This is a genomic window from Pseudomonas sp. S12(2018) (assembly GCF_024355235.1).
In the GTDB taxonomy this organism is placed as follows: domain Bacteria; phylum Pseudomonadota; class Gammaproteobacteria; order Pseudomonadales; family Pseudomonadaceae; genus Aquipseudomonas; species Aquipseudomonas palmensis.
The window spans coordinates 63645-89686 of record NZ_QLAD01000003.1 but is presented as its reverse complement, the minus strand read 5'-3'; the positions used below and the strand labels follow the sequence as shown (position 1 = coordinate 89686).

The 26042-nt window shown below is 65.2% G+C and carries 21 protein-coding genes; 12 read left to right on the top strand and 9 right to left on the bottom strand.

All coding sequences use genetic code 11. From position 1 onward, the window contains the following. Positions 1-230 precede the first annotated feature (230 nt). Together DN388_RS07585 and DN388_RS07580 are read right to left on the bottom strand one after the other, a co-directional pair. Positions 231-1856 carry a methyl-accepting chemotaxis protein gene (locus DN388_RS07585; protein WP_254998319.1) on the bottom strand — a complete coding sequence of 542 codons (1626 nt, stop codon included), beginning with the start codon at positions 1854-1856 and terminating at the stop codon, positions 231-233. Between the two features lie 210 nt (positions 1857-2066). Beyond that, a complete protein-coding gene (locus DN388_RS07580) occupies positions 2067-3830 on the bottom strand; it encodes an ABC transporter transmembrane domain-containing protein (protein WP_254998316.1) in 1764 nt (587 codons plus the stop codon). Positions 3831-4078: 248 nt separating this feature from the next. Here DN388_RS07580 and DN388_RS07575 point away from each other — a divergent pair, with 248 nt between their 5' ends. Further along, the gene (locus DN388_RS07575) at positions 4079-4249 is read left to right on the top strand and encodes a PA1571 family protein (RefSeq protein WP_167400204.1); all 171 of its coding nucleotides are present in this window, start codon (positions 4079-4081) and stop codon (positions 4247-4249) included. Between the two features lie 119 nt (positions 4250-4368). Here DN388_RS07575 and pdxB read toward each other — a convergent pair whose 3' ends face one another. Then, complete coding sequence (pdxB, locus tag DN388_RS07570; protein WP_254998315.1) at positions 4369-5511, bottom strand: 4-phosphoerythronate dehydrogenase PdxB; 1143 nt, start codon at positions 5509-5511, stop codon at positions 4369-4371. Positions 5512-5647: 136 nt separating this feature from the next. Between pdxB and DN388_RS07565 the strand changes: the two genes are divergently transcribed. Then, on the top strand, positions 5648-7057 hold the full coding sequence (locus DN388_RS07565) for an MATE family efflux transporter (RefSeq protein WP_054916219.1): 1410 nt from the start codon (positions 5648-5650) through the stop codon (positions 7055-7057). On the opposite strand, the gene tusA is transcribed toward DN388_RS07565, so the two are convergent. Further along, positions 7054-7296 (bottom strand): sulfurtransferase TusA, encoded by a 243-nt coding sequence (gene tusA, locus DN388_RS07560; RefSeq protein ID WP_043864590.1) that lies wholly within the window; start codon positions 7294-7296, stop codon positions 7054-7056. The genes DN388_RS07565 and tusA overlap by 4 nt on opposite strands. 59 nt (positions 7297-7355) lie before the next feature. Beyond that, entirely contained in the window at positions 7356-8420 is a 1065-nt protein-coding gene (gene rlmM / locus DN388_RS07555) for a 23S rRNA (cytidine(2498)-2'-O)-methyltransferase RlmM (RefSeq protein ID WP_043864591.1), read from the bottom strand. Between the two features lie 251 nt (positions 8421-8671). Between rlmM and acnA the strand changes: the two genes are divergently transcribed. Beyond that, entirely contained in the window at positions 8672-11413 is a 2742-nt protein-coding gene (gene acnA / locus DN388_RS07550) for an aconitate hydratase AcnA (protein WP_254998311.1), read from the top strand. A 312-nt stretch (positions 11414-11725) separates the two neighbouring features. Further along, positions 11726-13291: a PAS domain-containing methyl-accepting chemotaxis protein gene (locus DN388_RS07545; RefSeq protein ID WP_043864593.1), complete on the top strand. Its 1566-nt coding sequence runs from the start codon at positions 11726-11728 to the stop codon at positions 13289-13291. Positions 13292-13331: 40 nt separating this feature from the next. On the opposite strand, the gene DN388_RS07540 is transcribed toward DN388_RS07545, so the two are convergent. From DN388_RS07540 to DN388_RS07525, 4 genes are all read right to left on the bottom strand, one after another. Beyond that, positions 13332-14216 carry a pseudouridine synthase gene (locus DN388_RS07540; RefSeq protein ID WP_254998308.1) on the bottom strand — a complete coding sequence of 295 codons (885 nt, stop codon included), beginning with the start codon at positions 14214-14216 and terminating at the stop codon, positions 13332-13334. Between the two features lie 50 nt (positions 14217-14266). Then, positions 14267-14578 carry a hypothetical protein gene (locus DN388_RS07535; RefSeq protein WP_043864594.1) on the bottom strand — a complete coding sequence of 104 codons (312 nt, stop codon included), beginning with the start codon at positions 14576-14578 and terminating at the stop codon, positions 14267-14269. A 70-nt stretch (positions 14579-14648) separates the two neighbouring features. Further along, positions 14649-15080, bottom strand: coding sequence for a D-Ala-D-Ala carboxypeptidase family metallohydrolase (locus DN388_RS07530; protein WP_196932513.1), 432 nt, complete (start codon positions 15078-15080; stop codon positions 14649-14651). A 126-nt stretch (positions 15081-15206) separates the two neighbouring features. Next, entirely contained in the window at positions 15207-15443 is a 237-nt protein-coding gene (locus DN388_RS07525) for a glutaredoxin family protein (protein WP_043864595.1), read from the bottom strand. A gap of 160 nt (positions 15444-15603) precedes the next feature. Here DN388_RS07525 and DN388_RS07520 point away from each other — a divergent pair, with 160 nt between their 5' ends. From DN388_RS07520 to DN388_RS07485, 8 genes are all read left to right on the top strand, one after another. Continuing rightward, on the top strand, positions 15604-17562 hold the full coding sequence (locus DN388_RS07520) for a monovalent cation:proton antiporter family protein (protein ID WP_123752333.1): 1959 nt from the start codon (positions 15604-15606) through the stop codon (positions 17560-17562). A 261-nt stretch (positions 17563-17823) separates the two neighbouring features. Then, complete coding sequence (locus tag DN388_RS07515; protein ID WP_043864597.1) at positions 17824-18129, top strand: YqjD family protein; 306 nt, start codon at positions 17824-17826, stop codon at positions 18127-18129. Positions 18130-18139: 10 nt separating this feature from the next. Further along, on the top strand, positions 18140-18508 hold the full coding sequence (locus DN388_RS07510; protein WP_043864598.1) for a phage holin family protein: 369 nt from the start codon (positions 18140-18142) through the stop codon (positions 18506-18508). Further along, entirely contained in the window at positions 18505-18840 is a 336-nt protein-coding gene (locus DN388_RS07505; RefSeq protein WP_043864599.1) for a hypothetical protein, read from the top strand. The genes DN388_RS07510 and DN388_RS07505 overlap by 4 nt, the downstream gene beginning before the upstream one ends. A 97-nt stretch (positions 18841-18937) precedes the next feature. Beyond that, positions 18938-20101 carry an EAL domain-containing protein gene (locus DN388_RS07500; protein WP_254998297.1) on the top strand — a complete coding sequence of 388 codons (1164 nt, stop codon included), beginning with the start codon at positions 18938-18940 and terminating at the stop codon, positions 20099-20101. 62 nt (positions 20102-20163) lie between these two features. After that, positions 20164-21495, top strand: coding sequence for a deoxyguanosinetriphosphate triphosphohydrolase (locus DN388_RS07495; protein ID WP_054916205.1), 1332 nt, complete (start codon positions 20164-20166; stop codon positions 21493-21495). A gap of 237 nt (positions 21496-21732) precedes the next feature. Continuing rightward, positions 21733-22359 carry a response regulator transcription factor gene (locus tag DN388_RS07490; protein WP_043864602.1) on the top strand — a complete coding sequence of 209 codons (627 nt, stop codon included), beginning with the start codon at positions 21733-21735 and terminating at the stop codon, positions 22357-22359. A gap of 8 nt (positions 22360-22367) precedes the next feature. Then, entirely contained in the window at positions 22368-26021 is a 3654-nt protein-coding gene (locus DN388_RS07485; protein WP_254998294.1) for a transporter substrate-binding domain-containing protein, read from the top strand. Positions 26022-26042 lie beyond the last annotated feature (21 nt).

Here is a 26042-nt window from a genome sequence, read left to right as displayed (position 1 = left end):
TGGGGTATCGAGGGTGCGGGGAACGGTCTGACGCCATGGCTGCCGTAGCAGCCCTGAATGTTTCGCAAGGCTTAAGCCTGGGTCGCCTTAAGCAGAAAGCGGGCCAACTTGCACAAGACCAACGGCTAATAGCTAGGACCTGTGGTCGCACCCCATCGTTGATGGTTTTGCTGGCGACAATCCGCCACATTGCCCGACATAAAGGCCGGCAGGTGGCGGATTTCCCCCGGTCAGGCCCGCAGGCGCGCCGTCACCTCGCCCAACCGACCCGACAGGTCGTGCAAGTGCTGCCCGGCCTGCTCGGTCCGCTGCACGGCGCCCTGATTGGCGGTGGCGATGCGGGTGATCTCCACCAGGTTGCAGGACATGTCTTCGGCCACGGTGGTCTGTTCCTCGGCGGCGGTGGCGATCTGGCGGTTCATGTCGCGGATGGCCTCCACCGCCTGGGTGATGCGCTGCAACATGGCACCGGCACGCTGTACCTGTTCGGCCCCCTCCTCGCTGCGGGCCTGGCCGTTCTCGATGGCCTTGACCGCCTCCAGCGCGCCCGACTGCACGGCGCTGATGATCTGGTTGATCTCGGCGGTGGACGCCGCCGTGCGCTGGGCCAGGTTGCGCACCTCGTCGGCCACCACCGCGAACCCGCGACCGGCCTGGCCGGCACGGGCCGCCTCGATGGCAGCATTGAGCGCCAGCAGGTTGGTCTGCTCGGCGATAGCGCGGATCACCTCCAGCACCTTGCCGATACGGGCGCTGTCCTGTTCCAGATGGCGAATCACCGCCGCCGTGCCGGCGATGTCCCGGTTGACCGCGTCGATGGTGGCAATGGTCGACTGCATCACCTGCTCGCCGGCCTGGGCACTGTGGTCGGCATCATCCGCGGCGCGGGCCGCGTCCGCTGCATGGCGGGCCACCTCCTGGGCAGTGGCGGACATTTCCTGCATGGCCGTGGCCACCTGGTCGGTCCGCTGGAACTGGTCTTCGGTGCCCCGCGCCATGCCGCCGGCCAGGCTGCGCAGCTCGCCGCTGGCGGACTCCAGCTCCCGGGCGTTGTCCTGCAGGCGCCCTACCGTGTCGGCCAGAAAATCGCGCAAGGTATTGGCAGCCACCGCCAGGCGCCCCAGCTCGTCATGGCGCCCGCAGGCCACGCGGGCATCGAAGCGGCCCTGGCTCAGGTGTGCCACGTATTCGATCAGGCGTCGAATCGGCTCGATCAGGCTGCGATCAACCAGCCACAGGCTCAGCAGCGCAATCAGCAGCGCCGAGCCGAGCATCACCAGCAGCCCCAGCCACACCGTACGCTGCGCGCGGGCATCGATGGCCGCCGCCTGCACCTGGGCATCGGCACGCAACTGGCTGACCAGTTCGCTCATCTGTTCGCTGGCCGCGCGGTCCACGCCCTTCACTGCCTGGTCCCCGACAGCGGGGTCGGCCCCTGCCGCGATGAACGCATCGCGACCGCGGGAATAGGCAGCACCCAGTTGCGCGTGGCTGTCCTTGAGCGCCTGCAGGCGCGTTCTGAGCCCCGCATCGTCGGCGTTGGCCCGCACCAGCTGGGCCAGCAGCGCCTGCACCTGCTGTTCACGCGCCGAAAACTGCTGCCAGTACTTGTCCCGCTCGACCGGCTGCTTGCCGCGTAGCAATACGTTCTTCCATTCCTGCACCTGCACCTTGAACTGCAGGTTGGCTTCGTCGATCAGTTGCGAAGCCAGTATCGGCCCCTCCACCAGCTGGCCATAGCCACGCACGCTGGCCGACAGGAACTGAAAGCACACCAGGGCGATCAGCAACATCGCCAACAGGCTGCCAGCCAGCAGGGCGAGAATTTGCAGCCGCAGGGATTTACGCACGAACATCGCAAGGGTCTCGGAACAAGAGGATAGGAAAGCTGGCGCGCCACCTGCCGCACCAGTCAAAGACGTCCTTGTCCTCGTTCACCGGGCAAAAAAAAGCTGCCATCGAGCGATGGCAGCAAACTGCATTGAGCATTACGCAACAGCTGATCCGATACTCTCAGGGGATTGCTACAGAAATGTTACAGACGTACAAAATCTGTAACATTTCCTTCATGCGCTGTTGAACTGCAAGGCGGCAAGCCGCGCATACAGCGGGTTCTCGGCAATCAGCTGGCGATGGGTGCCCACCGCGACCAGCCGGCCCTGGTCGATCACGGCGATACGGTCGGCGTGCTGCACCGTGGCCAGGCGATGGGCGATGACCAGCGTGGTGCGCCCGGCCATGAGGGCTGGCAAGGCCTGCTGGATCAGGTGCTCGCTTTGTGCGTCGAGGGCACTGGTGGCCTCGTCCAGCAGCAGGATCGGCGCGTCCACCAGCAGCGCCCGGGCAATGGCCAGGCGCTGGCGCTGACCACCGGAAAGCCCAAGCCCGGCATCGCCCAGGTGCGTCTGGTAGCCCTGGGGCAACTGCAGGATGAATTCATGGGCATGCGCGCTGCGCGCCGCTGCCTCGACCTCGGCACTGGTAGCCTCGGCACGCCCGTAGCGGATGTTGTCTTCGACCGTGCCGAAGAACAGCGCCGGGTTCTGCGCAACCAGTGCGAAATGCCGACGCAGGTCCTGCGGGTCGAGCCGGGTCAGTGGCTGGCCGTCGAGCAGTATCTGCCCCTGCTGCGGGTCGTAGAAGCGCAGCAGCAGGTCGAACAGCGTCGACTTGCCCGCCCCCGAAGGCCCGACCAGGGCCAGGGTCTCGCCAGGCACCACCGTCAGGCTCAGGCCGTCGATAGCCGCCGGGGTGGGCCGCGAGGGGTAGGCAAAATGCACCTCCTGCAGTTCGAGGCGGCCACTGACCCTGGGAGGCAGGCGCTCCAGCCCTTCGTCGGGGGCGTGGATCTCGCTGCGTGCCGCCAGCAGCTCGGCGATCCGCTCGGCTGCGCCCGCGGCCCGTTGCAGCTCGCCGATCACTTCGCTGAGGGTGCCGAAGGCGCTGCCGACGATCAGGCTGTAGAACACGAACGCCGCCAGCTCGCCGCCGGAAATACGCCCGGCGATCACGTCCATGCCACCGACCCACAGCATCACACCGACCGCCCCGAGCACCAGCACGATCACCAGGGTGATCAGCCAGGCGCGCTGCACGATTCGCTGGCGAGCGGTGGTAAAGGCAGCCTCCACGGTCAGGCCGAAACGCTGCTGGTCACGGGCCTGGTGGTTGTAGGCCTGCACGGTCTTGATCTGGCCGAGGGTTTCGGCCACGTAGCTGCCCACGTCGGCGATGCGATCCTGACTCTGGCGCGACAGGCCGCGCACCCGCCGGCCGAAGACCAGGATCGGCGCCAGCACCAGCGGCAAGGCCAGCACCACGATGCTGGTGAGCTTGGGGTTGGTGACAAACAGCAGCACGATGCCGCCCAGCACCATCAGGGCATTGCGCAGGAACAGCGAGAGCGACGAGCCGATCACCGATTGCAGCAGCGTGGTGTCGGTGGTCAGGCGCGACTGGATCTCCGAACTGCGGTTGCTTTCGAAAAAGCCCGGGTGCAGGTAAACCAGGTGGTCGAACACCTGCTGGCGTATATCCGCCACGCACCGCTCGCCGATCCACGACACCAGGTAGAAACGACTGAAGGTACCCACCGCCAGTGCCAGCACCAGCAACATGAACAGGCCGATGGACTGGTTGAGCAGGTGTGGCGACTGGGTCATGAAACCCTGGTCCACCAGCAGGCGAATGCCCTGGCCCATGGACAGCGTGATACCCGCAGTGACCACCAGCGCCAGCAGTGCGGCCATGGCCTGTTTGCGGTAAGGGCGAATGAAACGCCAGGCCAGGCGCAGGGCCTGGCGCTGGCGAGCAGAAAGAAGGCTGGGCATGAAGGTCTTCGTTTATCCGGAGTATGCAGGTCAGCCTACACCCGACCACCGGTCAGGCGCCAAGGAACTCTGCAGCGCGTGGGGCATCACTGACAAGACCAGGCAACAAGTTCACTAGAGCGTTTCGTTCTAAAGTGCCGCTGGAGATTTGTCTGACTTTCTGTTGGACTGGAGGTGTGACAGGGCTGTCATGGTGCGGTCATGTCGCGGATCTAGTCTGAGCTTGCAACCTGATGAGGAGACAGGAAATGAGCTTGCAAAACAGCAATACCCAAGCGCAACGCCCAAGCCATCCGAACCCGGCGTGCGGGTCGATCATCGATGCCCAGGGTCGGGAAATCGAGATCACCGAAGACATGATCAGAAAAGCCTGCGAGGACCTGGAGAAAAGCCGGGTAGAGCTCGCCAAGAAAGCCTGACCCCTATTCAAATCAACCCGGCCCTGGTGCCGGGTTTTTTATGCCTGGTGTAAAGCCCGCTTCGCCGGCAAGGCCGGCGCCTGCAGGGAGACCCGTTGCCGGCCGGCGAAAGCAGTACCTCACACCAACAGGCCACCCAACGCCTTGACCATCTGCTGCAACTGCGGCGCATCACCCTCGATGCGCACCATCAGCCCCTCGATCTCGCGCCGCGGCGGGTACTGTTTGCGCAACACATCGAAGGCCGCGCGCTGGACCTGCGGGTCACGGTCAAGGCTGCGACGAAAATCCGCATCGTCGCGGCGCGGGTCGTACACCGCACGGCACAGTGTGGCCAGAGCCCAGGCCGGATCGGTTTCGGCCTGCAGGCTGAGCTGCGCCAGCCATGGGCGCGGCAGCAGGTCGGCCAGGCGCACCGTTTCGGCCTCGCCCCGCCAGGCGCAGAACGCCTGGTAGATCTGCGCCGTGCCGCGCTGCTTGCCATCCAGGCTGTAGCCGGCGATATGCGGGGTGGCAATCACGCACAGGTCGGCCAGCGCCTGATCGACCTGCGGCTCGCCCTCCCACACATCCAGCACCGCCTGCACATCGTCACGCGCCTGCAGCAGGCTGCGCAATGCCGCATTGTCGACCACCGGGCCGCGGCTGGCGTTGATCAGCCAGGCGCCGGGGCGCAGTTGCGCCAAGCGCTCGGCATCCAGCAGGTGCCAGGTCGAATGCTCGCCGCCCTTGGTCAAGGGCGTGTGCAGGCTGATCACATCGCACTCGGCCAGCACCTGCTCCAGGCTCACGTAGTCACCCCCCTCCTGCGCCTGGCGCAACGGATCGCATACCCGCACCGCCCAGCCCAGCCCGCGTAGCACCTCCACCAGACGCCCGCCGACTTCACCGGCGCCAACCACCCCGTAGGTGCGCCGCGCCAGGTCTGCGCCATCCAGCTCGGCCAGGGTCAGCAGGCTGCCCAGCACATAATCCACCACGCCCCGCGCATTGCAGCCCGGCGCGCTGGACCACTGGATACCGGCCTGGGCAAAGTAGTCCAGGGCCAGGTGATCGGTGCCGATGGTGCAGGTGCCGACGAAGCGCACCTTGCTGCCTTCGAGCAGGGCCTGGTCGACGTTTGTCACCGAGCGCACCAGCAATACATCGGCGTCCTGCACGCAGGCGCGGTCGATGCTGCGGCCCGGGTAACGGCGGATCTCGCCGAAGCCTGCGAAAAAGGCATCGAGCAGCGGTATATTCTCGTCGGCAACAATCAGCATGGCGCTCTCCTGTAAGGGAGCGCAGTGTAGGCCCATACACCCGGCTCGATCCAGCCGAGATAAAGCCCGCCGGTGTATTTCCTGACCCATGCGTCAAGGCGTAGACTAGGCGGTTTTCCGCGCCTTTATTGTGGACATCCGCCCCGTGACACAGTCGAACACCGCTACCACCCGCCTCTCCCGCCCAGCCAGGGTCGGCACTGAAGTACGCAGCCTGCTGCAGTTGGCCACGCCGATCATCATCGCCCAGCTGGCCACCACCGCCATGGGCTTCGTGGATGCCGTGATGGCTGGCCGGGTCGGCCCGCGCGACCTGGCAGCGGTTGCCCTGGGCAACTCGATCTGGGTACCGGTGTTTTTGCTGATGACCGGCATCCTGCTGGCCACCACGCCCAAGGTGGCGCAGCGCTTCGGTGCCGGTCAGCATGCCGAGATCGGCCCGCTGGTGCGCCAGGCCCTGTGGCTGGCCGGCGTGGTCGGCCTGGGCGGTTGCGGCCTGCTGCTCAGCGCCGAGCCGGTACTGCACCTGATGAAGGTCGACCCGGAACTGATCGCACCGTGCATGGGCTACCTGCAAGGCATCGCCTTCGGCCTGCCGGCGGTGGCGCTGTACTACGTGCTGCGCTGCAGCAGCGACGGCCTGGGCCGCACCCGGCCGAGCATGGTGATCGGGCTGAGCGGGCTGATGCTAAACATCCCGCTGAACTACGTGTTCATCTACGGCCACCTGGGCGTGCCAGCCATGGGCGGCGTGGGCTGCGGCTGGGCCAGCGGCATCGTGATGTGGTTCATGGCCCTGGCCATGGCGCTGTGGGTCGGCCGTGCAGCGGCCTATCGCCAGGCCCAGGTGTTCGCCCGTTTCGACTGGCCGCAATGGTCGGTGATCAAGCGCCTGCTCACGGTCGGCCTGCCGATCGGCATCGCGGTGTTCGCCGAATCGAGCATCTTCGGCGTGATCGCCCTGTTGATCGGCAGCCTGGGCTCCACCGTGGTGGCCGGGCACCAGATCGCCCTGAACGTGAGTTCGCTGGTGTTCATGATCCCGTATTCGCTGGGCATGGCGGTAACCGTGCGGGTCGGCCAGGCCATCGGTGCCGGCGACCCGCGCCAGGCGCGCTTTGCCGCCGGGGTGGGCATGGGTACGGCGCTGGCCTACGCCTGCTTTTCGGCCAGCCTGATGCTGTTGCTGCGCGAGCCTATCGCCAGCATCTACACCACGGACCTGGCGGTGATCCAGATCGCCTCGATGCTGATCGTGTATTCGGCGCTGTTCCAGTTCTCGGACGCGATCCAGGTGACTGCGGCCGGCGCCCTGCGCGGCTATCAGGACACCCGCGTGACCATGATCCTGACCCTGTTCGCCTATTGGGGCATCGGCCTGCCGGTGGGCTACCTGCTGGGGCTTACCGACCACTTCGGGCCGGCCAGCGGCCCCAGCGGGCTATGGGAAGGCCTTATCGTGGGGCTGACCTGTGCGGCGCTGATGCTGTCGGTGCGCCTGGCGCGCAGCGCACGCAAGCGCATCCGCCAGCAGCGCCGGGGTTAGGCGAGTTTCTTGCGGATCCAGTACAGGTAGGTGCCGGCATCTTCCTGCTGCTGCACCAGTTCATGGTCCAGAAACACACAGAACTTGGGGATGTCGCGGCGGGTCGAGGGGTCGGTGGCAATCACCTTGAGCAGGCCGCCGGGCGCCAGGTCGCGGATGTGCTGGTGCAGCATCATGACCGGCTCGGGGCAGTTGAGGCCGGTGGCATCCAGGGTGGCGTCGGGGGTGAGGTCGGTCATCAGGTACTCCGGGGTCAGCGGTTGTTCGGTGTTGATTGAAGGCCTTGCCGGCGAAGGCCTCAACGCGGTTTCAGATCCAGACGACGCAGGTGGCACGTCACCTCTTCACGGTCGTGATACAGCTGCTTGCAGCCGATCGACACCTTGACCTTGCGCGCCTTGAATCCGTCCTCGATACGCTCGAGCAGCCGCCGCACCTCGGCATAGCGCTGCTTCATCGGCAGCTTGAGGTTGACCACTGCCTCGCGGCACAGCCCTTCCCCCAGCCAGGTTTCCAGCAGCGCTGCGCTGCGCGCCGGCTTCTCGACAATGTCGCACACCATCCAGTCCACGGTCTGCCTGGGCTTGTAGGTAAACCCGTCGGCCATCAGGTGCTGCACCAGCCCGGTATCCATCAGGCTCTCGGCCATCGGCCCGTTGTCGATCGCGGTCACCAGCATGCCGCGCTTGACCAGCTGGTAGGTCCAGCCACCCGGTGCGGCGCCCAGGTCGACCCCGGTCATGTCGCCCGACAGGCGCTGCTCCCACTGCTCACGCGGGATGAAGTGGTGCCAGGCCTCCTCGAGCTTGAGGGTCGAACGGCTCGGCGCCTCGCGCGGAAACTTCAGGCGCGGGATGCCCATCGGCCACATCGCCGAGTTGTCCGCTGCGGCCAGCCCCACGAACACGCGCCGGCCACTGACGAAGGTCAGCAGCAGACGCGGCCTGGCCGGGTCGTCAACCAGCCGGCCAGCCTTGCTCAAGGCCTTGCACAACGGCGCCTCGAACTTGCGGCAGAAGGTCGACAGCTCTTTGCCGTCATTGGTGTCCATCACCTCCAGCCACACGCTGCCACACACCGGGTAGGCGGCCAGGTGCTCGAGCAGCACGCTGATACGGTCGGTTTCGGGCAACTCGACGAAGCTGCCGCGGGCCCACTGGCGCGGAAAGATCAGCTGCTTGAAACGCAGCTCGCGCATCAGGCGCTCGGCGCCCTCGGCGTCGTTGCACACGAACTCGGCACAGGCGCTCTGCGGCTTGCCCTTGGCATAACCGGCAACCCCCAAGCGTGCGGCATGCTCGGCGATCTCGGCGCACACTTCACCCTCGAAACCGGGCCGGCAATGCATAAACAGGGTATTCATCAACTACTCCAGAACGGCTGGCCTGCACGCCAACCCTGACCGGGCGCAACACCTGCACACGGCAAATCGGCGAATGATAAAGCAGTTTAGGAACTGGCGACACGCCCCGCCGGTCCAGTACATGGTCAGGTCCGCCAAACAGGGCTAACCTGACCGCTTAGCCAGGTCCGTGCCGTGCGGACCGTCACAGAGGCGGTGAACTGGCGACTGCAAGGATGATTGCCAGGCACCGACGCAGAAGGAGTTGGCAGATGCCCTCGCTCGACAGCCTGAAAACCCTCAAGACCCTGACGGTGGAGAACCGTGAATACCATTACTACAGCCTGACCGAGGCCGCCCGCAGCCTCGGCGACCTGCAGCGCCTGCCGATGTCGCTCAAGGTGCTGCTGGAAAACCTGCTGCGCTGGGAAGACGGCAAGACCGTCACCGGCCAGGACCTGTACGCCCTGGCCGAGTGGCTGCAGCAGCGCCGCTCGGACCGCGAGATCCAGTACCGCCCGGCACGGGTGCTGATGCAAGACTTCACCGGCGTGCCCGCCGTGGTCGACCTGGCCGCCATGCGCGCCGCCATGGCCAAGGCCGGCGGCGATCCGCAGCGCATCAACCCGCTTTCCCCGGTCGACCTGGTGATCGACCACTCGGTGATGGTCGATCGCTACGCCACCGCGCAGGCCTTCGGCGAGAACGTCGACATCGAGATGCAGCGCAACGGCGAACGCTATGCGTTCCTTCGCTGGGGCCAGAACGCCTTCGACAACTTCAGCGTAGTGCCGCCGGGCACTGGCATCTGTCACCAGGTCAACCTGGAGTACCTGGGCCGCACCGTGTGGACCCGCGAGGAAGACGGACGCACCTATGCCTTCCCCGACACCCTGGTCGGCACCGACTCGCACACCACCATGATCAACGGCCTGGGCGTGCTGGGCTGGGGCGTGGGCGGCATCGAGGCAGAGGCGGCCATGCTCGGCCAGCCGGTGTCGATGCTGATCCCCGAGGTGATCGGGTTCAAGCTGACCGGCAAGCTGCGCGAAGGCATCACCGCCACCGACCTGGTGCTGACGGTGACGCAGATGCTGCGCAAGAAGGGCGTGGTGGGCAAGTTCGTCGAGTTCTACGGCGACGGCCTGGCCCAGTTGCCCCTGGCCGACCGCGCGACCATTGCCAACATGGCGCCGGAGTACGGCGCCACGTGCGGTTTCTTCCCGGTGGACGACGTGACCCTGGACTACCTGCGCCTGTCCGGTCGCCCCGCCGCCACCGTGCAACTGGTGGAGGCCTACTGCAAGGCCCAGGGCCTGTGGCGCGAGGCGGGCCAGGAGCCGGTGTTCACCGACACCCTGGCACTGGACATGGACGAAGTCGAAGCCAGCCTGGCCGGGCCCAAGCGCCCGCAGGACCGTGTGGCGCTGTCCCAGGTGGCCCAGGCATTCAACAACTTCATCGGCTTGCAACTGAAGGTGTCGACCAAGGAGGTCGGGCGCCTGGAAAGTGAAGGGGGCGGCGGCGTCGCGGTGGGCAATGCCGACCAGGCCGGCGAAATCGAATACGAGCACGAGGGCGCCAATCACCTGCTCAAGGACGGTGCCGTGGTGATCGCCGCGATCACCTCCTGCACCAACACCTCCAACCCCAGCGTGATGATGGCTGCCGGGCTGGTGGCCAAGAAGGCCGTGGAAAAGGGCCTGCAGCGCAAGCCCTGGGTCAAGACCTCACTGGCCCCCGGCTCCAAGGTGGTGACCGACTACTACAAGGCGGCCGGGCTGACCCCTTATCTGGATGCCCTGGGCTTCGACCTGGTCGGCTACGGCTGCACCACCTGCATCGGCAACTCCGGCCCGCTGGCCGAGCCGATCGAAAAGGCCATCACCCAGGCCGACCTTACCGTCGCCTCGGTACTGTCGGGCAACCGCAACTTCGAAGGCCGGGTACACCCGCTGGTCAAGACCAACTGGCTGGCGTCGCCGCCGCTGGTGGTGGCCTACGCCCTGGCCGGCAGCGTGCGCGTCGACCTGTCCAGCGAGGCTCTGGGCCTGGGCAAGGACGGCAAGCCGGTGTACCTGCGCGACATCTGGCCCAGCCAGCAGGAAATCGCCGAAGCCGTGGCCAAGGTCGATACCGCGATGTTCCACAAGGAGTATGCCGAGGTATTTGCCGGCGACGCACAGTGGCAGGCCATCGAGGTGCCGCAGGCAGCGACCTATGTGTGGCAGGAGGACTCCACCTATATCCAGCATCCGCCATTCTTCGACGACATCACCGGCCCGCTGCCGGTCATCGAAGACATCCACGGCGCCCGGATACTCGCGCTGCTGGGCGATTCGGTGACCACCGACCACATCTCGCCCGCCGGCAACATCAAGGCCGACAGCCCGGCCGGACGCTACCTGCGCGACAAGGGCGTGGAGCCGCGGGACTTCAACTCCTACGGCTCGCGTCGCGGCAACCATGAGGTCATGATGCGCGGCACCTTCGCCAACATCCGCATCCGCAACGAGATGCTCGGTGGCGAGGAAGGCGGCAACACGGTGCATGTGCCCAGCGCCGAGAAGCTGGCGATCTATGACGCGGCCATGCGCTACAAGGCCGAAGGTACACCACTGGTGGTGATCGCCGGGCAGGAGTACGGCACCGGTTCCAGCCGCGACTGGGCCGCCAAGGGCACCAACCTGCTGGGGGTCAAGGCGGTACTGGCCGAAAGCTTCGAGCGTATCCACCGCTCCAACCTGGTGGGCATGGGCGTGCTGCCCCTGCAGTTCGCCGAGGGCCAGACGCGCAAGACCCTGGGGCTGACCGGCCATGAGCGCATCGACATCCTCGGCCTCAGCCAGACCCAGGTGCAGCCACGCATGACGCTGACCCTGCGCATCACCCGCGAAGACGCATCGACGCAGCAGATCCGGGTACTGTGCCGCATCGATACGCTCAACGAAGTGGAGTACTTCAAGGCTGGCGGCATTCTGCACTACGTGCTGCGCCAGTTGATCGCGAGCTAGCCTGAAGCAGGCCCGGCGCCGTTGCGCCGGGCCTGCACTGGCCCGCCGTGTGGCCACTGAGTTCGACCTGAACCAGAGGCACTGTGCGGCGTTGCCCGCCCGCTACCTGCCCCCGCGTGAACACCAGGTCACTAGCTGACTAACATGACAAATATATGAAAGAATGCAAACAAGTTGCTTGACTTTGCAGCCTTTCAACTACAACACGAACAGCTAAGGCACCTTGAGCCGGATCAATATTCTTTAAATATCCATTCAATAAAAACGCCTGTCTGCCGATACACCACGAAAGCCTTCCGGATAGAACAGCTTATGCGTAACAATCAGCCGATTACCCAGCGCGAACGGACTTTCCCTGCCCAACAACGTCTGATATCGACCACCGATGCCAAGGGTGTGATCACCTACTGCAACGATGCGTTCGTCGAGATCAGCGGCTTTTCGCGGGAGGAGCTCATTCGTGCGCCACACAACCTGGTCCGGCACCCGGATGTGCCGCCGGCTGTGTTTGCGCATATGTGGAGTACGCTCAAGCAGGGCCTGCCGTGGATGGGCATCGTCAAGAACCGCTGCAAGTCGGGTGATCATTACTGGGTCAACGCCTACGTCACCCCCATCTTCGAGAACAACCAGGTAGTCGGCTACGAGTCGGTGCGGGTCAAGCCCAGCGCCGAACAGATCCGTCGCGCCGAGGCGCTGTATCACCGCATCAATCAGGGCAAGCCACCCATTCCGCGCCGCGACCGCTGGCTGCCGGTACTGCAGGACTGGCTGCCGTTCATCCTGGTCAGCCAGGTCGGCTTCCTGATCGGCAGCTGGCTGGGCCACTCCTGGGGCTTCGCCGTGGCGGCCGCCCTGTCGGTACCGCTGGGGCTGCTGGGCCTGAGCTGGCAGCAGCGTGGCCTCAAGCGCCTGCTGCGCCTGGCCGAACAGACCACCTCCGACCCGCTGATCGCGCAGATGTACACCGACAGCCGCGGCGTGCAGGCTCGCCTGGAAATGGCCATGCTCAGCCAGGACGCGCGCCTCAAGACCTGCCTGACCCGCCTGCAGGACACCGCCGAGCACCTCAACGAGCAGGCCCGCCAGTCCGACACCCTGGCCCACAACAGCTCCTCGGGCCTGGAGCGCCAGCGCGTGGAGACCGAGCAGGTGGCCGCTGCCGTCAACCAGATGGCCGCCACCACCCAGGAAGTGGCCAACCACGTGCAGCGCACCGCCGATGCCACCCAGGAAGCCAACCGCCTGACCGGGCGCGGCCGCGACATCGCCGGCGAAACCCGCGATGCGATCCAGCGTCTGTCGGCTGCCGTGGGCGAAACCGGCCTGACCGTGACCCAGCTGGCCCGCGACAGCGACGAGATTGGCGGCGTGGTCGATGTGATCAAGGGCATTGCCGACCAGACCAACCTGCTGGCGCTCAACGCCGCCATCGAAGCGGCACGCGCCGGTGAAATGGGCCGCGGCTTCGCCGTAGTGGCCGACGAAGTGCGTCAGCTGGCGCAGCGCACCAGTGAATCGACCGGGCAGATCCACGGCCTGATCGCCAAGCTCCAGCAAACCGCCAGCAATGCCGTACAGACCATGGAAACCGGCCATCGCCAGGCCGAGGAAGGTGTGGCACGGGTGATGGAAGCCGACCAGGCGCTGGTGGGCATCAGCGAGGCGGTGGCCAACATCACCGACATGACCACGCAGATTGCCGCCGCTACCGAAGAGCAGACCGCAGTGGCCGATGAAATCAGCCGCAACATCAGCACCATCGCCCAGCTTGCCGACCAGACCTCCGAGCAGGCCCAGCATTCGGCGCTGCTCAGCGAGGAACTGACCCTCACCGCCACCACCCAGTATTCCCTGGTGGAGCGCTTCAACCGTTGACCCGGTGGCGCACAACCTCTGGTTGTGCGCCCACAGCGGTCTACCAGTCCAGTGTCAGCCGGCTTTCGAAGTAGCGCTCCTGCCCATCGAGCGGGTCGTTGAAGCGCAGGTTGTGGGCCAGCAGCTTGAGTGGCCTTGCGTAGTCATCGGGGCCCTGCACGATCTGCGGGTAGTACGGATCATTGCAGATACTCGCCCCCAGCGCCGTCATGTGCACCCGCAACTGGTGGGTCTTGCCAGTGACCGGTGACAGGCCGTAGCGCCACCACTCGCCGTTTTTTTCCAGAACCCGGGCAATGGTTTCGCTGTTGCTGACGCCGGGCACCTCCTGCATGCGAAAGAACGGCTCGCCATTGACCAGCCGGCTCTTGTGCACCCGCGGGAACTCCAGCTGCGGCAAGGCGCGGGCAATGGCCTGGTAGTGCTTGTCGATCTGTCGGGTGGGAAACAGCTGCTGATAGGCCGAACGGCTTTGCGGGTTGGCCGAGAACAGCACCAGGCCCGCCGTGTGCCGGTCGATGCGGTGCAATGGCACCAGGTGCGGGTTGTCGAGCCGGCGAATCAAACGGCGCAGCAACGTGTGTTCGACATATTCGCCAGTGGGCGTCACCGGCAGAAAGTGCGGTTTGTCGGCCACCACCAGGTGCTCGTCGACGTGCAGGATATGCTCCTGCACCGGGATCGGCTTTTCGTTGGGTACTTCGCGAAAATAGTGGATACGCAGGCCTGGCTTGTAGGCAAGGCCCACGTCAATCGGCGCGCCCTGGGCATCCAGCACCCGCCCACGGGCGATGCGATCGAGCCATTGTTCACGGCTGATCGCCTTGAAGTGGTCGCACAGGCAGTCGAGCACGGTGGCCCAACTGCCCGGTGGCAGGCAGACAGTGCTGGCCTGGTGCTGGGCCGGATCGAAAGGGACACTCATGGACATGCTCGCAAGTTGGGGGCCGTCCATTATCCGGCATGCCTGCCGGCTCAGCCAGCCCGGGTTGCCGCAGCCTCGGTAAACTCCTTGAGCCAGCGCAACACATCCACCGCCTCCCAGCGGCCCGGATCGTACAACGCATACATCAGGCCCTGGTAACCGACCACATCCAGCGCCCGGTGGTAACCGGCGCGCTGGAACAATGCCTCGATCTCAGCAAAGCAGGTGTTGAAGTGGATCTTGCTGAAAGGGGTCTTGCCCTCGGTGACCAGGCCATCGAGGCGCAATTCGAGCACGGCCTCGCGCACCTGTTCGACAGCCATGCGGTTGACGCTGTATTTCAATTGTTCGACGTTGACCATCGTCCGGCCCCTCTGGCGCAAGCGCTCACCCGATTACTGTATTTGCATACAGTGTATGAATGAACAGTACTCACTGCAACCCCGGCAGGTAGCCGGTACCCTCGCGCACCGTCAGCACCTGCTTGCGCCCTGCCCCTTCGGCGATGGCCAGGTGAACCCAGCGGTCGAACTCCAGAATGAGCTGGTCGAACGCCAGACCGCTGTCCAGGATACGTTGCGCCACCACCAGGGGTGAAAGCGCCGCCACGCTGATATCGGCTGCCAGCCCGAGGGTATGCGCACTGCCGCTCACCCCGCCGACACGGCGGTTGAGCTCGTTGCTGCGGTAGGCACTGTTGACGCGGATGGGCTGCCCGAGCAGGCTGCGTACCTGCTCCAGGGTCTGGCTCAGACGGCGCAGGTTGGCCAGCGCATCGGGGCCGGGCTGGTTGGTCAGGCCTTCACGCCGGGCAGTTTCGGAAGCAGTCAGTTCTTCCAGTGTGAAATGCGGACTCAGGTGCATGGTTCGCCACTCCTTGGCGGATGAGACTTCGTCACGGGTGTATGCTGCGCTGGCGATTCTCCAACAGCACCTGCGCCGTTGCATCACAGATTGTGCATCGGCATGTGAACACCCCGCTGGCGACGCTCAGCTCAGAAACGCGACCACCTGCTCGGTATCGAACGGCCAGAGCAGCTCGGCACCGGAGTCACAGCGACGCAGCACCGGAATCAGCAGGCCGTAGCGCTCGACATCGGCCGGATCATCGGCAATATCGACCAGCTCGACCAGCAGCCCGTGCTCGACAAGCGGCATCAGAATGGCCTCGGCCACCTCGCACAGATGACAGCCCAGGGTGCCGAGCAGTTGAGTTTCAGGAAGCATGGGAAGTACCGTGAAACGTGAAAAGCGGACCCGTATTCTAGGCCCGTACACCTGGCGGGTCGAGACACCAACGACTGATCTGGGTCAGCCTGCGTGGCCTCGAGCGCTGTAGACTGACAAATTTTTTCGCGCCCGTCGGCATTGCAATGGAGTGTATTGAGTGTTTGCCAACCTGCTGATCATCCTGGCCTCGTCACTGGTGGTCATCGCCATTTTCCGGCGCCTGCAGCTGCCCCCCGTGCTGGGCTACCTGTGCGTCGGCCTGTTCGTCGGCCCCACCGCCCTGGACTGGGTCAATGAAAGCGAAGAACTACCCGACCTCGCCGAAATGGGCGTGGTGTTCCTGCTGTTTTCCCTGGGCCTTGAATTCTCTCTAAGCAAGATGCTCGCCCTGCGCCGCGTGGTCTTCGGCCTGGGCAGCCTGCAGGTGATCTGCTCGGCGCTGCTGCTGGCCGGCCTGCTGGGGCTGCTTGGCATGCCGGCCGGGGCTGCCCTGCTGCTGGGCGGCGGCCTGGCGCTGTCGTCCACCGCCATCGTCAGCAAGGAGCTCACCAGCCTCGGCGAAATCTTCAGCAGCCACGGCCAGAACGCCATTGGCGTGCTGCTGTTCCAGGACGTGATTGCGGTACTGCTGCTGACCCTGGTGCCGGTGTTCGCCGGCCAGGGCGGCCAGGCCTGGTACTGGGCGCTGCCGCTGACCCTGGGCAAGACCGTGATCCTGTTCATCGGCCTGCTGCTGGCCAATCGCTGGCTGCTGCCGCGCCTGTTCCACGAGGTGGCCCGCTCGCACTCGGCCGAGCTGTTCGTGCTGCTGGCGCTGGTGATCGTGCTGCTGACCGCCTGGCTTACCCACCTGCTGGGCCTGTCTCCTGCACTGGGGGCGTTCCTCGCCGGGATGCTGCTGGGCGAAAGCAACTATCGCCACCAGATCGAAGCCGATATCCGCCCCTTCCGCGACATCCTGCTGGGGCTGTTCTTTGTCAGTATCGGCATGCTCATCGACCTGCAACTGTTTGCCAGCCACGGCCTGGAAATCCTCGGCCTGACCCTGGCCCTGCTGGCCATCAAGGGGGTGGTGGTGGCGGTGCTGGTCAAGCTGCGCGGCAGCGACAGCGAAACCGCCTGGCGCAGTGGCGTGGCCCTGGCCCAGGGCGGCGAGTTCTGCTTCGCACTGATGGCGCAGATGCAACAGACCCGCCTGCTGCCCGAAGACCTCGGGCACCTGCTGCTGGCCGCCACCTTCTGTTCGATGCTGGTCACCCCGCTGATGCTGCGCGGCGCTCCGGCGCTGGCCGCCCGCCTGCATCGCAAACCCAACCAGGAGGTGCAACTCGAAGAGATCCAGGCACAAAGCGCCTCGCTCAGCGGGCACGTGCTGATCTGTGGTTATGGCCGGGTAGGCCAGTCCATCGGGCGCTTCCTGCGGCGCGAACAGCTGGCCTTCATTGCCCTGGACGACGACCCGGTCAGGGTGCAGGAGGCCGCCGCCGGCGAGCAGCGCGTGCACTACGGCGACTCGCGGCGCGGCGAACTGCTGGCGGCCATCGGCCTGGAGCGTGCCCGGCTGCTGGTGATCGCGGTGGACAAGACCGATGTCGCCATGAGCGTGCTCAAGGCCGCCCGTCACTTCAACACCCAGGTGCCGATCCTGGTGCGCACCCGCGACGACAGCCTGCGCGACGAACTGCGCGCCGCAGGTGCCACGGCGGTGGTGCCGGAGTTGCTGGAGTCCAGCCTGATGCTCGCCTCCCATGCCCTGGTGATGCTCGGCGTACCCCAGGAGCGTGTACAGCAGCGTATCGACGAGGTGCGCCAGAGCCGCTATCGCCTGCTGCACGGGTTCTACCAGGGGGCGCAGACCAGCCCGGTCGACAGCGAAGGCCTGCCCAAGGTCATGCTGCATGCGGTCAACCTGGGCGCCGATGCCTATGCCTGCGGTCGCCCGCTGACCGAGCTGGGCCTGGACCTGCTCGGGGTGGAAATACAGGCCGTGCAGCGCGATGGCGAGGAAGTGGCCCTGGCCACCGATACCTGCCTGCATGCCGGTGACGCGGTGCTGCTGAGCGGCCCCTCCAACGCCATCGATGCCTGCCAGGCCCGCCTGCTGACCGGGCGCTAGCGGCTGCCGTGCGCACTACCCTGGCCCGCCATGTGGGGGCCGGGGGCGCGAATGCAGCGCTGACGTGGAGTTTTTTCCGGGGTTTGTCGTGGATTGGGTTATGGTTTATCGACCGGCCGTCGTTTCGCGCCCTGATCTGGCGCGGCCGCCCGGCCTGCTGCACCAAGGCAAGGCAAATGCTGTACCACTGCCGATTGCACTGAACCTTACGCAGCGCTCGGCACTCGAAATGCCAGACGCCCACTTGACACGGAGAGACCCATGGCCCGCAAAACTGCAAAAGACATCCTTCAGGCAGACTTCGAAATCCTGGTACAGGATGCCGAAAAACTGCTGGAGCACTCCGCGACCCTGGCCGGCGATCAGGCCGACGAGTTGCGCAGGCAGATCGAGGAAAGCGTGTCGCGTGCCCGCGAGACCCTCAAGCAGACCCAGGACTCGGTACGTGAACGCAGCCAGGCTGCACTCAGCGCCACCGAGGACTACGTGCAGTCCAACCCCTGGCAATCCGTCGGCATTGCCGCTGGCGTGGGCTTTCTGATCGGCCTGCTGGCCAGTCGTCGCTGAGGTACGGGGTATGGAAACCGAAACCACCGGCTCGTCTTCACGGCGCCTTGGCGCCGCCATCCTTGGTCTGCTGCACGGCCACGTCGAACTGTTCGGCATCGAACTGCAGGAACAGAAGGCGCGCACCCTGAGCCTGCTGCTGTTCGCCGGGCTGGCCCTGGTGTTCGCCCTGCTGTTGCTGACGGCCTTGTCGGCGCTGCTGCTGATTCTGCTGTGGGACAGTTATCGCCTGGCCGGCATCATCGGCCTGTGCGTGTTCTACAGCCTGGCGGCGGTGTTCTGCGGGCTGCGCCTCAAGGCAGCGGTGTTCGACGAGTCCTCGCCGTTCCATGCCACCCTCGAAGAACTTGCCAAGGACCGGGAGCGCCTGTTGCCATGAGCCTGCCTGAATTGCCGCAAACCACCGACCGCCGCGAACTGCGCAAGGCCCTGGTACGCCTGCGCCTGGAAATGCGTCGCCAGGAAATCCGCCACGAATCCGGGCAACTGCTCAAGCCGCTGACACGCCTGCGCGGGGTGGGCGACTCCCTGCAAGGCGGGCTGCAGGGCGGCCTGGGCATCAAGCACGCGCCCCTCTGGGGTATCGGCGCCGTGGTGCTGCTGGGCTTTCTGACCGGCAAGGGCGCACGCAACGGCAGCCTGACACGGCTGGCCGGTGTGGGCAGCAGCCTGACCCCGCTGATACGCCTGTTCATGCAGTCAAGGCGCTGAACGCAAACTGGCTGCATTCTTGCAATACGAGGCGGCGGGCCGCAGGCTTGCCGTGCTGAGCATCCGGCCAGCCGTCTCGTAAAAACAAGGAGCCGCCGTGTACGACGGGCACCCGCTCGCCTGCTATCAACCCTTCATCGATACGGCCACTGGCCGCATCGCCGGTATCGAAGCCCTTGGCCGACTGGTTCAGGCCGACGGCCAGCTGCGCTCGGTCGGCCCGCTGTTCATTGACCCGCAAATGCCCACCGCAGCCCTGCGCACCCTCGATCGCACGCTGCGTGGCCAGGCCCTGGCAACCTTCAGCCAGGCACCGGGCGACTGGTTTCTGAGCCTGAACATCTCGCCCCGCTGGATCAGCGAGCTGGCTGCCGACGAGCCCTTGCCCAGCCTGATGCAGGTACGACAGCACGGCATCGATCCACGCCGGGTGGTCTTCGAGATCACCGAACAGGGCGGCGACCTGCAGCGCCTGGCCGATGTGGTCACGCGCTATCGCCAGGCCGGCGCACGCATCGCCATCGATGATTTCGGCGCCGGCTACTCGCAGCTGGACCGGGTGCTGGCGCTGCAGCCAGACATTCTCAAGCTCGACATGCGCCTGTTCCAGGCCGCCGCCCGCGGCGGGCCCAGCAGCGAAGTGGTCAAGGCCCTGGCCCAGATGGCCGAGAAGACCGGGTGCTGGATCATTGCCGAAGGCGTCGAGAACGAGGCCGAGCTTGACTTCGCCCTGGAATGTGGCGCGCGTTACCTGCAGGGCCACCTGTTCGCCCAGGCCCAGGCCGGTTTTTTCGCCAGCGATGCATTCGTCACCCGCTTCGGCCACCTGCGCGAGCGCTACGTGCAGGCCAAGCTGGACGAGCGCGCACGGCTGATGCAGCGCCGCCAGCAACTGGCCGAACTGATGCCCCGGCTGCAGGCCTGGGCGCAGGCCCAGGCCTCGGTCGAACAGTTGCCGAACCTGCACGCCTACCCTTGGGTGCTGCGGTTTTTTCTGTGTGACCGGCACGGCACCCAGCTCACCCCCAATCTGGAATGGCACGGCCAGCACTGGCACGTGAACAACGGCTACCAGGGCCACAACTGGTCATGGCGGCCCTACTTTTATCACCTGCTGGCCGAGGGCTGGGATGAGCGCCGGTTGATTCTGTCCAGCACCTACCGCGACGCCACCACCAACCAGTACTGCATGACCGCCGGCCAGTTCTTCGACGACGGGCGCCGCCTGCTGCTGATCGACCTGGATGCCGATGGCCTCTGAGGGTTGCGGCCACGTCCGGGACACGGGAAGCTAGGGGCCTGCCCCGCACTGGAGAACCGGCCTTGGACTGGCACACACTGCTTACCCGCGAACGCCTCGGCAAAACCCTGCACAGCCCCGAAGAACTCGGGCGCAGCCCCTTCCACAAGGACCACGACCGGATCATCTTCTCGGGTGCCTTTCGCCGCCTGGGGCGCAAAACCCAGGTACACCCGGTCACCAGCAACGATCACATCCACACGCGCCTGACCCACTCGCTGGAGGTCAGTTGCGTGGGCCGCTCGCTGGGCATGCGGGTGGGCGAGACACTGCGCGACAGCCTGCCGGACTGGTGCGCGCCCAGCGACCTGGGCATGGTGGTGCAGTCTGCCTGCCTGGCCCACGATATCGGCAACCCGCCGTTCGGCCACTCCGGCGAGGACGCAATCCGGCACTGGTTCCAGCAGGCCGCCGGACGCGGCTGGCTGGATGCGATGAGCGATGCCGAACGGGGCGACTTCCTCAATTTCGAAGGCAATGCCCAGGGCTTTCGCGTGTTGACCCAACTGGAGTATCACCAGTTCGATGGCGGCACGCGCCTCACCTACGCCACCCTGGGCACCTACCTCAAGTACCCCTGGAGCGCCCGCCACGCCGATGCCCTGGGCTACAAGAAGCACAAGTTCGGCTGCTACCAGAGCGAGCTGCCGTTGCTGGAGCAGATCGCACGCAAGCTGGGCATGCCGCAACTCGAGCCGCAACGCTGGGCCCGGCACCCGCTGGTGTACCTGATGGAGGCCGCCGACGATATCTGCTATGCGCTGATCGACCTGGAAGACGGCCTGGAAATGGAGCTGCTCGACTACGCCGAGGTAGAAGCGCTGCTGCTGGGGCTGGTGGGTGACGACCTGCCGCAAACCTACCGCCAGCTGGGCCCCGGGGATTCGCGCCGGCGCAAGCTGGCGATCCTGCGCGGCAAGGCGATCGAGCACCTGACCAACGCCGCCGCGCGGGCATTCGTCGAGCAGCAGCAAGCCTTGCTGGCCGGCACCCTGCACGGCGACCTGGTCGAGCACATGCACGGCCCGGCCAAGCGCTGTGTGCTGCAGGCAAAGGACATGGCGCGCAAGAAGATCTTCCAGGACAAGCGCAAGACACTGCATGAAATCGGTGCCTACACCACGCTGGAGATTCTGCTCAATGCATTTTGCGGCGCAGCGCTGGAACAGCACGGCGGACGCACGCCATCGTTCAAGCACCGGCGCATCCTTGACCTGCTGGGCAACAATGCGCCCGACCCCAACAGCACATTGCACAGCGCCTTCCTGCGCATGATCGACTTCATTGCCGGCATGACCGACAGCTATGCCAGCGAAATGGCCCGCGAAATGACCGGGCGTTCAAGCCCGATCTGATGCAGTTGACCCGATCAATACGCTGCAACTTCCACGTATGTAACGTAGGCGATTGCAGCCGTATTGATTAGTGCGCAAAACGATGTGGCGCGCTTGAAAATCAACTATTTGTAGCCTTGCGCCCAACTTATTGTAGGAATTTTCCCATATTAAGTTTGAGCGCAACTCTATTTACGTGCACGCCTTCCAACTGGGCTATGGTGCGGCTTCTTTATGGCCCCTACCTGGAAGGTGATTATGCACTCCGTATTTATTGTCGACGATCATCCCGTCATTCGCCTGGCTGTACGCATGTTGCTGGAGAACGAGGGTTATCGGGTCACCGGCGAATCCGACAATGGCGTGGACGCCATGCAGATGACCCGCGAAACCGTGCCCGACCTGATCATCCTCGACATCGGCATCCCCAAGCTGGATGGCTTGGAAGTGCTGTCGCGCTTCAACAGCATGGCCGTGCCGATGAAGGTTCTGGTGCTGACTGCGCAATCACCCGTACTGTTTGCAACACGCTGCATGTTGTCGGGGGCCTGCGGTTATGTATGCAAGCAGGAGGACCTCAGCGAGTTGCTCAGTGCCATCAAGGCGGTACTTTCCGGTTACAACTATTTCCCCAGCCAGGCAATAAACCCACTTCGCCATCAGGACAGCGGCGACAGCGAGATGGAACTGTTCAAGACTGTCAATGATCGGGAACTGATGGTTCTGCAACTGTTTGCCCAGGGCAAGAGCAACAAGGAAATTGCGTCCGGCATGTTTCTCAGCAATAAAACCGTGAGCACCTATAAAAAACGCCTGATGCAGAAACTCAAGGCCAACTCGCTGGTGGAACTGATCGAGATGGCCAAACGCAACGCGCTGGTATGAGTGCGAGCATGGCCAAACGTCTTCTGTTGTTCTGCCTGCTGTTCGCCGGGGCCTGCCTCGCCCCTCCGCTCTGCGCCAACGAACCCGGCGAGCGCAACTACGAGCTGCTCAGCCGCAGCGGCCTGGCGGCCATGGCTGTAACCCCCACACCGGCCCAGGCCGACTGGCTCGACAAGCATGACGTGCTGGTACTGGGCACTTCGGCACCGGACTACGCGCCGTTCGACATCACCGCCAGTGGCCGCGATTACGAGGGCCTGACCGCCGACTACGCCGGCCTGATCGGCAATACCTTGAACCGGCCCATTCGGGTCAAGCGCTTCGCCAACCGCGACAAGGCCCTGCAAGCCCTGATAGACGGGCACATCGACCTGCTGGGAAGTGCCAATGGCTACGATGCCGCCCTCCCCGAGGTGGCCCTGTCGCGCCCCTATGCCGAAGACCTGCCGGTGCTGGTCACCCGCGAAAATGAAACCCGGGCACTGGACAACGGCCTCAAGGGGCTGCGCCTGAGCGTGGTTGCCCATTACCTGCCATTGAGCGAGGTTCGCGCCACCTACCCCAACGCCACGGTGCAGACCTACAGCTCCTACCACAATGCCCTCAACGCGGTGGCCTTCGAACAGGCCGACGTGTTCCTGGGGGACGCCTTGTCGACCTATTACCAGATCAACCAGGGCTACCTGAAAAACCTCAAGATGGTGAACTTCGGCAAACACGAGCCTGTGGGCTTCAGCTTCGCCCTGCGCGCCGACAACCCGCTGCTGCTCGAGCTGGTCAATACCACCCTGGACGCGGTCACCAGCGCCATGCGCACCAGCATCTTCCAGCGCTGGAGCATCGGCGACGGCATGCTGCTGACTGATCGCAAGCTGCAACTTTCCCCACGCGAACAACGCTGGCTGGCGGCACACCCGGTGGTGCGCGTGGTGGTGGACGAAAACGCCGCGCCGCTGTCGTTCTACGACAGTGCCAACAACCTGCGAGGTATCGTTGCCGACCTGCTCGAGCTGATCCGTCTGCGCACCGGCCTGCGTTTCGAGATCCATCGCAGCGCCGGCATCAGCGACATGATCGACCAGTTGCACCAGGGTCGCGCCGACGTCATCGCCACCATCACGCCCAGCACACAGCGCGAAGCCACCCTGAACATCAGCCGGCCCTACCTGGAGAACGCCTACGTGCTGGTCACGCGCAAGGGCGAGGACGAACCTGCCTCGCTGCGCCAGCTGTATGGCAAGCGCCTGGCCGTGACCCGCGGCAGTACGCTCAACGACGGGCTGCGCATTCGCCATGGCGGCATCGAGCTGGTTGAAACGGAAAGCCCCGCAGCCTCCGCCGAACTGCTGTCGCGTCACCAGGTGGACGGCATGGTCACCGCGCTGATCAATGCCAATTTCAGGCTCACCACCCAAAAGCATCTGATCATCCGCGCCAACATCGGCGACGAGCCGGCGACCTACTCCATGGCCACCGCCCAGGGCGCCGACGAACTGACCTCTATCCTCGACAAGGCCCTGCTTAGCATCCCGCCCCAGGAGCTGGGCGCAATCAATGGCCGCTGGCGCGATTTCAGCGGCGAACCCAGCTCCTACTGGCAAAGCCACCAGCGCTTCATCATCCAACTGGTGCTGGGCACCGGCCTGCTGCTGATCCTGTCGCTGGCCTGGAACGGCTGGATGCGTCGCCAGATCAAGAAGCGCGAGCAGATCGAGCGCGCCCTGGGCGACCAGCTCGAGTTCATGCGGGCGCTGGTCAACGGCACGCCGCACCCGATCTACGTGCGTGACCGCCAAGGCCTGCTCAAGAGCTGCAACGACAGCTACCTGCAGGCCGTTGAGGCGCGCGCCGAAGAGGTACTGGGCAAGTCCATCCACGATGCGCCGCTCACCGATGCCGACAATGCCAGTCAGTTTCAGGCGGACTACCAGCAGGTGATGAACGAAGGCCTGCCATTGATCGTCGACCGCCCCATGATGCTGAAGAACCGCGAGCTGACCATCTACCACTGGGTACTGCCGTACCGCGACTCGCTGGGCGAGGTACAGGGCATCATCGGCGGCTGGCTGGACATCAGCGACCGCCGCCAGCTGATCCAGGAACTGCGCCAGGCCAAGGAGCAGGCCGATAACGCCAACCGCGCAAAAAGCAAGTTCCTGGCCACCATGAGCCACGAGATCCGTACCCCCATGAACGCGGTGATCGGCATGCTCGAGCTGGCACTCAAGCGCGCCGATGCCGGGCACCTCGACCGTCCCGCCATCGAGGTGGCCTACAGCTCGGCCAGGGACCTGCTGTCGCTGATCGGCGATATCCTCGACATCGCGCGTATCGAGTCTGGCCACATGAGCCTGAGCCCCCAGCGCGTCAACCTGGGTGAGCTGGTGGAGTCGGTGGGTAGGGTGTTCGAGGCCCTGGCCCGGCAGAAGGACCTCAGCCTGAGCCTGGTCATCGACGAGAGCGCCTGCCGCGACGTGCTGCTCGACCCGCTGCGCTTCAAGCAGATCCTCTCGAACCTGGTCAGCAACGCGATCAAGTTCACCGACCAGGGCCAGGTACGCGTGGACCTGGCCCTGCAACCGGGGGCCGGGCCCGATACCCTGCAACTACTGCTCTCGGTCAGCGACAGCGGTATCGGCATCAGCGCGACCGACCAGCAGTACCTGTTCCAGCCCTTCGCCCAGGTCGCCCCCGACAGCCCGCTGGCACGCAGCGGCACCGGCCTGGGCCTGGTCATCAGCCGCAGCCTGTGCGCCATGATGGGCGGCCAGCTGACGCTGCACAGCGAACCGGGCACCGGGACCGAGGTGAAGATCAGCATGCCGCTGACGGGGCTGGCAGCTTGCGAGAAGCTCGCCGACCCCGTGCCCCAGCCGACCTTGCCGGCGCCGGCGGTGAAGGTGCTGGTGGTCGACGACCACCCGGCCAACCTGCTGCTGATGGGCCAGCAGCTGGACTTTCTCGGCGTGCAGCACACCAATGCCGACAGCGGCCTGAGTGCGCTGCAGGCATGGCGCCTGGAGCCTTTCGACGTGTTGATCGTGGACTGCAACATGCCGCAGATGGACGGCTACCAGTTGGCCCAGGCCGTACGCGAGGAAGAGCGCATACTCGGGCGCGCGCCCTGCACCATCCTGGCCTACACCGCCAATACCCAACCTGAAGTGCGTGATCGCTGCCACGCCGCGGGCATGAACGACTGCCTGCTCAAACCCATCACCCTGCATGAACTCAGCCAGCGCCTGAACGACGCTCCCCTGTCGGCAGGCCGCGCCCGTGGTGACATGCCCCTGATCGACCTGATGGGGCTGGGGCCGATCATCGGCAACGACCCAGGCGAACTGCGCCGCCTGCTCGAACAGTTGCTCAGTTGCGCCCCGATCGACCGTCAGCAACTGCTCGACGCCGATACTCGCGGCTCGCCGGCAATACTCAGGGACGCTGCACACAAGGTGCTGGGGGTGGCGCGCATGGTGCAGTCCGAGGCGCTGATGCTGGCCTGCGAACGGCTGGAAGCGGCGTGCGAGGACGCTGCGCCAGAACCTGTGCTCAGGCGACGCAAACGGCAGGTGCTAAGGGCAATGAACGAGGTGGATCAGGCGTTGCGCGATACGCTGGAGGCGCTGTCGCAGCCCACGGGAACGGGGCCGATGCAGGGGTAGAACGCAAGCGGCAGCCACCAG

Coding starts and splice junctions, on each gene's coding strand:
- DN388_RS07585 (WP_254998319.1), bottom strand. CDS start 1,856: ATGTTCGTGCGTAAATCCCTGCGGCTGCAAATTCTCGCCCTGCTGGCT.
- DN388_RS07580 (WP_254998316.1), bottom strand. CDS start 3,830: ATGCCCAGCCTTCTTTCTGCTCGCCAGCGCCAGGCCCTGCGCCTGGCC.
- DN388_RS07575 (WP_167400204.1), top strand. CDS start 4,079: ATGAGCTTGCAAAACAGCAATACCCAAGCGCAACGCCCAAGCCATCCG.
- pdxB (WP_254998315.1), bottom strand. CDS start 5,511: ATGCTGATTGTTGCCGACGAGAATATACCGCTGCTCGATGCCTTTTTC.
- tusA (WP_043864590.1), bottom strand. CDS start 7,296: ATGACCGACCTCACCCCCGACGCCACCCTGGATGCCACCGGCCTCAAC.
- rlmM (WP_043864591.1), bottom strand. CDS start 8,420: ATGAATACCCTGTTTATGCATTGCCGGCCCGGTTTCGAGGGTGAAGTG.
- acnA (WP_254998311.1), top strand. CDS start 8,672: ATGCCCTCGCTCGACAGCCTGAAAACCCTCAAGACCCTGACGGTGGAG.
- DN388_RS07545 (WP_043864593.1), top strand. CDS start 11,726: ATGCGTAACAATCAGCCGATTACCCAGCGCGAACGGACTTTCCCTGCC.
- DN388_RS07540 (WP_254998308.1), bottom strand. CDS start 14,216: ATGAGTGTCCCTTTCGATCCGGCCCAGCACCAGGCCAGCACTGTCTGC.
- DN388_RS07535 (WP_043864594.1), bottom strand. CDS start 14,578: ATGGTCAACGTCGAACAATTGAAATACAGCGTCAACCGCATGGCTGTC.
- DN388_RS07530 (WP_196932513.1), bottom strand. CDS start 15,080: ATGCACCTGAGTCCGCATTTCACACTGGAAGAACTGACTGCTTCCGAA.
- DN388_RS07525 (WP_043864595.1), bottom strand. CDS start 15,443: ATGCTTCCTGAAACTCAACTGCTCGGCACCCTGGGCTGTCATCTGTGC.
- DN388_RS07515 (WP_043864597.1), top strand. CDS start 17,824: ATGGCCCGCAAAACTGCAAAAGACATCCTTCAGGCAGACTTCGAAATC.
- DN388_RS07510 (WP_043864598.1), top strand. CDS start 18,140: ATGGAAACCGAAACCACCGGCTCGTCTTCACGGCGCCTTGGCGCCGCC.
- DN388_RS07505 (WP_043864599.1), top strand. CDS start 18,505: ATGAGCCTGCCTGAATTGCCGCAAACCACCGACCGCCGCGAACTGCGC.
- DN388_RS07490 (WP_043864602.1), top strand. CDS start 21,733: ATGCACTCCGTATTTATTGTCGACGATCATCCCGTCATTCGCCTGGCT.
- DN388_RS07485 (WP_254998294.1), top strand. CDS start 22,368: ATGGCCAAACGTCTTCTGTTGTTCTGCCTGCTGTTCGCCGGGGCCTGC.